This window comes from Candidatus Methanomethylophilaceae archaeon (genome assembly GCA_017524805.1).
GTDB lineage: Archaea > Thermoplasmatota > Thermoplasmata > Methanomassiliicoccales > Methanomethylophilaceae > Methanoprimaticola.
The window spans coordinates 1-7,215 of record JAFXUX010000022.1 but is presented as its reverse complement, the minus strand read 5'-3'; the positions used below and the strand labels follow the sequence as shown (position 1 = coordinate 7,215).

General features: G+C 56.7%; 6 protein-coding genes and 1 rRNA gene. All 7 read right to left on the bottom strand.

Going from position 1 to position 7,215, the window contains the following annotated elements:
* Positions 1 to 282, bottom strand: a 282-nt coding sequence (locus IKP20_04560; GenBank protein ID MBR4504224.1) for an elongation factor 1-alpha, incomplete at its 3' end; no start/stop codon positions are given.
* Positions 283 to 338: 56 nt separating this feature from the next.
* Positions 339 to 2,579, bottom strand: a complete 2,241-nt coding sequence (locus IKP20_04555; GenBank protein ID MBR4504223.1) for an elongation factor EF-2 — start codon at positions 2,577 to 2,579, stop codon at positions 339 to 341.
* 14 nt (positions 2,580 to 2,593) lie between these two features.
* On the bottom strand, positions 2,594 to 3,178 hold the full coding sequence (locus IKP20_04550) for a 30S ribosomal protein S7 (protein MBR4504222.1): 585 nt from the start codon (positions 3,176 to 3,178) through the stop codon (positions 2,594 to 2,596).
* Between the two features lie 4 nt (positions 3,179 to 3,182).
* Positions 3,183 to 3,611, bottom strand: a complete 429-nt coding sequence (locus IKP20_04545; GenBank protein MBR4504221.1) for a 30S ribosomal protein S12 — start codon at positions 3,609 to 3,611, stop codon at positions 3,183 to 3,185.
* Between the two features lie 127 nt (positions 3,612 to 3,738).
* Positions 3,739 to 4,914 carry a PLP-dependent aminotransferase family protein gene (locus tag IKP20_04540; protein MBR4504220.1) on the bottom strand — a complete coding sequence of 392 codons (1,176 nt, stop codon included), beginning with the start codon at positions 4,912 to 4,914 and terminating at the stop codon, positions 3,739 to 3,741.
* A gap of 4 nt (positions 4,915 to 4,918) precedes the next feature.
* Entirely contained in the window at positions 4,919 to 6,853 is a 1,935-nt protein-coding gene (locus IKP20_04535) for a hypothetical protein (protein MBR4504219.1), read from the bottom strand.
* A 288-nt stretch (positions 6,854 to 7,141) separates the two neighbouring features.
* Positions 7,142 to 7,215, bottom strand: a 16S ribosomal RNA gene (locus tag IKP20_04530); the annotation flags it as partial.

Below are 7,215 nucleotides of genomic sequence, written 5' to 3'. Positions count from 1 at the left end.
GTGTCCGGGGGCGTCGATGACGGTGAAGTAGTACTTGTCGGTGTAGAACTTCTTGTGCGCGACATCGATGGTGACTCCTCTCTCCCTCTCCTCTTTGAGTCCGTCCATGACCCAGGCGAAGTAGAAGGATCCCTTTCCTTTCTCCTCGGCTTCTTTCTTGTATTTCTCGACGATGTGGGGATCGATCGCACCGGTCTCCAAGAGAATCCTTCCGGTGAGGGTGGATTTTCCGTGGTCGACGTGTCCGATGATGACCAGATTCATGTGTTCCTTTTCTGCCATTATTTTTCCTCCTGAAGGAATTATATTTCAGCGATAAGGGGTTTGATATTTAAGGTTTACAGACCAGAGTAATATTTGTCGTCGTAGGGCTCGGGGTTCAGGCCTTTGCGGGTCCTGATCTCTCCGACAACCTTCTTCTGGAGGTCGGGGAGCATCTTCTCGAAGCCTGCGTTCTCGATCGACCATATGGCGCGGCCCTGGGTGGATCCGCGGATGTCTCCGGAGAATCCGAACATGTCCGCGACCGGGCATATGGCGGTGACGGTGGAGTCTGCGCCGTCCTGTCCCATCTCGAGGATGGTTCCGCGGCGCTGGTTGATCAGGTTGACCGCGCCTCCCATGTAATCAGGGGGAACGCTGATGAAGACCCTCTGCATAGGCTCGAGCAGGATCCTTCCCGCCTGGCACATGGCACCGTAGATACCGTCCCTGACTGCGGGGATGATCTGGGCGGGCCCTCTGTGGATCGTATCCTCGTGGAGCTTGGCGTCCATGAGCCTGACTTTGAGCCCGGCCACTTTCTCGGCGGCGAGAGGCCCTCTCATCATGGCCTCTTCGAAAGACTGCTTGATGAGCTCCATGGTCTCGTGCAGATACTGGATACCTTTGGTGCAGTCGATCAGCACGTTGGTGTTCTTGAATCCGACGACGCCTTTCGCTTCGATGTCGCTCATTCCGAGGTCCATCAGCTGCTTGGCCAGAGCCTTGGGGTCTTTGATCTTGGCGTCGGAGTCGATCTCTCCCTTGTGGATCGCATCGATGACGGACTGCTCGAGGGGTTCCACGATGAAGTAGAACTTGTTGTGCTTGTTGGGCGATTTTCCCTCGAACTCGTGGGGGTTGGCTCCTTTGACGGACTCCTGGTACACGACGATCGGAGGCGAGGAGACGATCGGGACTCCCTGCTCGTTGATGATCCTGTACTCGGTGATCTCCAGGTGCAGCTCCCCCATACCGGACATGAGGTGCTCCCCGGTCTCGTTGTTGATCTCGATGTTCAGGGAGGGATCCGCTTTCGCGATGACCCTGAGGACCTCGACCAGCTTGGGCAGGTCGGCCATGTTCTTCGCTTCGATGGCCTTCGTGATGACAGGCTCGGAGTAGTGGGTCATCTTCTCGAAGGGCTCCATGTCCTTGATTGAAGAGACGGTGGATCCCGCGATGGCATCCTTGAGCCCGGTCAGAGCGACGATGTTCCCGGCCTTGCATTCTTCGATGGGAGTCCTGTCGGCTCCGACCATCAGGGCGACGGTCTGGACCCTCTGGGGGTTGGGCATCCCGGAGATGTACAGGGTCTGGCCTTTCTTCACGGTCCCGGAGAACAACCTTCCGATGGCGATCTCTCCTGCCTGCTTGTCCATGATGATCTTGGTGACCATCATAGCGACTTCTCCGTTGGGGTCGCAGTTCAGCATGTGCTTTCCGAGGTCGCTGCTGAGGTCTCCCTTCCAGATGGTGGGGATACGGACCTTCTGGGCGTCGATGGGGCAGGGGATGTGGTTGATCGCCATCTCCAGCGCGACGTCGGCCAGAGGGATGAGCTTGGCGAGCTCTTTCTGCCCGCCTTCCTTGGCGCAGTACTCGAAGACCGTGTTGAGGTTCATTCCCATCTTCTTCAGCTCGGGCCTCTGGAGATAGGGGATGGAGACCGCCCAGTTGTTGTAGGCGGATCCGAGGGCCACAGTCCCGTCCTGGAGGCTGACCTGCCACTGCTTGTTCAGAGGGGCAGGGAGGATGTTCATGATCTTCTGGTTGAACTGGGTGATGATCTTCGAGAACTTCTCGATCATCATCTGGGGGGTGAGCTGCTGCTCGACGATGGCCCTGTCCACTTTGTTGATGAACAGCATGGGCCTGACCCTCTCTTTCAGAGCCTGCCTGATGACGGTCTCGGTCTGGGGCATGATGCCTTCGACGGCGCAGCACAGGATGTAAACCCCGTCCAGAGCCCTCATGGCCCTGGTGACGTCCCCGCCGAAGTCGACGTGTCCGGGAGTGTCGATGAGGTTGACCAGATAGTGCTCGGCGGCGCCGGTCTGGGGGTTCTTGTAAGGAACGACCATCGCAGCGGAGGCCGCGTTGATGGTGATACCGCGCGCCGCTTCCTGCTCGTCGTAGTCCAGCAGGCGCTGCTCACCGGCGGTCTCGGAGGACATCATCCCTGCTCCGGCGATGAGGTTGTCGGAGAAGGTGGTCTTTCCGTGGTCGATGTGCGCGGCAGTCCCCAGGTTCCTGATCAGCTTCTGATCTTTCATCAGTTCGACTGCTTTCTTCGCGTTGTCTTCTCTGCGTCCCATAATCACTCACCCGTTCATCTGGCGGACTGGGCGACCCTCTCGATCTCCTCTTTCTTCGCGACGGAGTAGGAGGTCATGTCCCCTTTGGCGGCGAGCATGATCTCGTCGGCGAGGCACTCGTGGATCGCTTTCTTGTTCTTGGCTGACGCGTTGACGACGCCGGTGCTGAGGTTCCTGAGGGCGATGTCGAGCCTCCTCTGGGGGGAGATGTCGACAGCTTTGGGCACGGAGATGCCTCCGAACTGGAGCCTGGTGACCTCTTCGCGGGGTGCGGCGTTCTCGAGGCCCTCGACCAGAACCTGGATGGGGTTCTTCTTGGTCCTTGCGGCGACGATGTCGAACGCGTCGGAGACCGCTTTGTACGCCTTCATCTTCTTTCCGGTGTACTTCTCGGTCCTCATGATGTTGTTGATGAGCCTCTCTACGATGCTCAGCTTGGATTTTCCGAACCACCTGTTGGCGTGCTTCCCGCCGGAGTGGGGCACGTTGGTGGGGGTGAGATCGATGTACTTGGCGAGCCCGCCGTCGTTGACGATGACCTCGGCAGTGTCGTATTTGCCGAAGATCAATGCTTTCTGAGCGATTATTTCGTCTGCCATGCTATCATCTCACAGGCTTGTCGGTTTTGCCTCTGACCATTTGGTCAAGGGACACGTTGTTGACTTTGATGACTTTGTAACGGACCCCGGGAATGTCTCCGTAAGACCTTCCCATCCTTCCGCCGATACCTTCGACCATGACCTCGTCGTGCTCGTCGATGAAGTTGATAGCTCCGTCTCCGACTGCGAACGCGGTGATCTGGCGCCCGTTCTTGATCAGCTGGACTTTGACGCACTTTCTGATCGCGGAGTTGGGCTGCTTGGCTTCGACTCCGGTCTTGGCGAGGACGATGCCGCGAGCCTGCGCGGATCCCTCGAGAGGATCGGATTTCTCCCTGAGTTTGAGGACTCTCTTCTTGTAGCCCCTGTCCAGCCAGCGGAATTTCTGGCGGTCGTCTTTCATTTTCCTTGCGGTGTAAAGGCCGTTTCCCATTGTTTCACCTCTGAAGTTGCATTGATTCGGATTCACTCCGCCATCGAGACGGACACCTAATCTGAGGACGCTAGCCCAACGTTATATTTATTAGATTCTATGCGGCCACATAGCTGCAGCCGAAAACTCATCCCAGAATCTCGCGGCAAGCCTCTCCGAGCGCCTTCATCCCGATGCGGATCTGATCCTCCGACGGCGTGGCGAAATTCAGGCGGAGGGCGTTGTCCCCGCCCCTGACATGGAAGGGCTTCCCGGGCATGACCACGAGCTTCCTATTCAGAGCGGCATCGAATATGCGCATGGCCTCGGTGCCTTCCGGAGATTTGAGCCAGACGAACATCCCTCCCTGGGGGTCGTTCCATTCCATATAGCCGGGAAGTTCGTCCTCCATGGCGTCCAGGAAAAACTCCTTCTTCGCGCGGTACGCTTTCCTGAGATTCCGCAGGTATCCGTCATAATCGTGCTCCTGCAGGAAACGGTCCACGACCTTCTGGCAGAACGAGCCGGATTGGAGGGACATCGCCTCGAGGGATTTCCCTGCCTGGGATCTCATCCATTCGGGGACGACCATCCAGCCTATGCGCATGCCGGGCGATATGGTCTTGGAAAACGATCCCGTGAGAACGACATCCTCCGGAGCCATGGATTTCATCGTGCGCCCCGCGCGGCCGGCGTAACCGAGCTCCCCGTAGGCGTCATCCTCTATCATGAGGCAGCCGGAGCCTTTCACCGCGGACGCAACATCCCTGCGGACGGCGCCGGAATAGCTGTATCCGGACGGGTTCTGATGGTTAGGAATGGAATAGAAAAGCTTCGCGCCGCCCGATATCGCCGCGCGTAGCTGATCTGCGTCGGCGCCTTCCGGGCCCATATCTATTCCGATGAATTCGGGGCCGTACGCCGAGAATGACTGTATCGCGCCCAGATATCCGGGATTCTCGACGGCCATGCGGTCGCCGGGGTCCAGGAACATGCGCGCGATGAGATCGAAGCATTCCTGGGATCCGTTGGTGAGTATGACGTCCTCCCAAGACGCATTGAAACCGAGCTCTTTCCCGCAGCGCTTTGCTATGCGCTCTCTGAGCGGTATGTATCCGGTCGCGCTGTCGTATTGGAGGGCGCTCCCGCCCATCTCCCGCATGACGTCGGCGGAGGCCTTGGCCAGCCCTTCCACGTCGAAGAGAGCGTTATCTGGCAGGCCTGTGGCGAAGGATATCATGCCGGGACGCGCCGCGACCTCGACAAGACCCATTATGAACGAATCCATGGTGCCTGCGGCGAGCCTGGAGAACTTGTGCGCCATCGTATCAGCTTTTGAAGGAAGCGAATGCGGCTTTCATGTCCTTGAGGGAGACTGTCTTGAGTTCCGCGTTCATGCTCACGATCTTCTTGTGCCACTTCTCCACCTCGGCCATATCCGGCTCCTCGCCCTTGAGCAGAGCGCTGGGAATGGGTATGCGCTTGTCTTTGCTGACGTAGAGCCAAATATCCCCCGCCTGGCGGCTAACGAACGGAAGCGGCCTCACCAATATGCGGTGCGCCCTGCGGGCATTGCCGCGGAAAATTTCGACGACCTCCGCCTCCACCGCATCATCGGGTATGGGAATCTCGGTGGAACCTTCCGAAACCGGGATCGAATCGCAGCTCTTGTCCAGGCGGTATATGTTGCAGACGTAATCCGCCCTGCTGCCGCTGGCTTCGATGAAGATCTTCCCATCTTTCGCCTCCGCTCTGACGTATTCGGGGTTGCGGATGGTTATGAATTTCCTGTTGGGGAATGAGTTCACGGAAAGGAAGAAGCAATAGGCGACGGAAGACGCGTACACCTGATCCAGAAGGGGGACCAGATTGATCTGGACGGAATCGGTGTCCCAGACCTTGGTGATGTCCTCTTTCTTGCCGTTCTCCTGGCCGAAATAGAGCTTCTTCTTCTTGGCGCCGCGGACTTTGACCACGAGCATATCGGAAGTCAGCTCGTCGGCATCGAAGGAGAGGGGCTCATAGGGCCTGTGGCCTTCGCCGATATCGTATGTGACGACGGGGACGGACCACAGTATGTTGAACGCCTCGTCGCCATGGTAGTAGGGCCCTTCGAAATCATCGTCATAGATGTCCTTGGCATAGCTCTCCCCGAACATCGTGAATTTAACAGTGGTGTCCTCCGGGATGTCTCCCTTTCCAGAGTATTCGCAAGCGAAATCCGGTATGAGATAGTATTTCGCGGAGGCGATGGTTTTTCCGTCTTTCTCCACGGACACGGTAAGCAGTCCTTCCGCGCGCCCGGATCTGAGTTCCATGCGCCCGCTTTCGACGGGAAGACGACCGTAAACTATCTCTCCCGCGGCATCTGCCACGCATATGGTGCACTCGTCAGGCTCGCATCCCTCGACGAGCGCGGATGCGAATGGGAACGAAGAATACAGAGGGATAACCTCGCCCGCGACGGATATGGACGCATCCTTGAGACCGTCGGAAAGGCCGAGAGAAGCTTTGGCCAAGGTTTTCTTGGCGCGCTTCTTGGTAGCTGGCGCGGGGGCGCTCTCCGGCTTCTTCTGATCTTTGTCGCCGCCCGATTTGGCTGCCGGGGCCTTCTTAGCTTTCGGTTTGGGAGCAGCCTCAGGCTCAGCTTTCTTGGGAGCCTCTTCAGAACCTGCGCTGATGCTTCCCCCTTCAGCCACATCATAATGGGCGATCGTGATCATGTCGATCGTGTCCGACCTGAGAAGGCTGGCTTTCTCAAGTTTGATGGGGGTCCCTTTGGGATACACGGCGACAGTTTCGCCATAGGCTTTGGAGACTGGCGAACCCGCGGAGTTGAATAGAATCAGATTGGACTGGGCATTCTCGTAGGCATTGGCGCCATCGATGGTCAAAATAAAACTATCGAATGGGGTCAGACCCAAAGCGGTGATGTCGATGGAAGCGGGGCGGGTCATGCGGCCTTCGCGTATCTTCACGGAATCCAAGGGTGAGATTGGAATGATGCCCAGGGAGCAATCTACAGCGGCGTTGAATGGACCTTTGCCTTTGTAGCGAGGAACGCTGAGATAGAATCTTCCATCGCGATAATTGATCTTAGGGGAGGACCCATCGAAACCTGAATGGATGTTTTGCGGAGCCTTCTGCTTGTCGCCATGAGCAATCTTATCCGCTTTCGCTCTGGCTTCGTCATCCGATTTTCCGAAGAACTCTTCGAAACTCATGTCTTTGATTTCTTTGTGCTCCGCCATCTGAATCTCCACTCACGCCCTTATACATCTAATATAGTTAAAGATGGCGAGAAAAAGAGAATCATTGCCTAAAAGTATTATATGAACTATTATGCATAACACACAAAAATACAATATTAACGCGATTTATTGCCGTTAGCGCACAATACTCATAGAACGAATATGGCCAACCCGTTTCTATACTTTTATTATCTGAAAGCTAACGCTCTAATCAAAGAACCAGAATTTGGAAGGGCGTTCGATGCTACGTTTGGCGCATGGCAAGCTGCCGAGGGGCGGGCCCGGGGGCCCGCCCGACATAGGAGGTGATCCATCTGCAGGTTCCCCTACAGATACCTTGTTACGACTTAACCTTCCTTGCTGAATCTCAGTTC

Excerpts from the sequence above, each read along its gene's own strand:
- IKP20_04545 (MBR4504221.1), bottom strand. The coding sequence starts at position 3,611 with ATGGGAAACGGCCTTTACACCGCAAGGAAAATGAAAGACGACCGCCAG.
- IKP20_04555 (MBR4504223.1), bottom strand. The coding sequence starts at position 2,579 with ATGGGACGCAGAGAAGACAACGCGAAGAAAGCAGTCGAACTGATGAAA.
- IKP20_04550 (MBR4504222.1), bottom strand. The coding sequence starts at position 3,178 with ATGGCAGACGAAATAATCGCTCAGAAAGCATTGATCTTCGGCAAATAC.
- IKP20_04540 (MBR4504220.1), bottom strand. The coding sequence starts at position 4,914 with ATGGCGCACAAGTTCTCCAGGCTCGCCGCAGGCACCATGGATTCGTTC.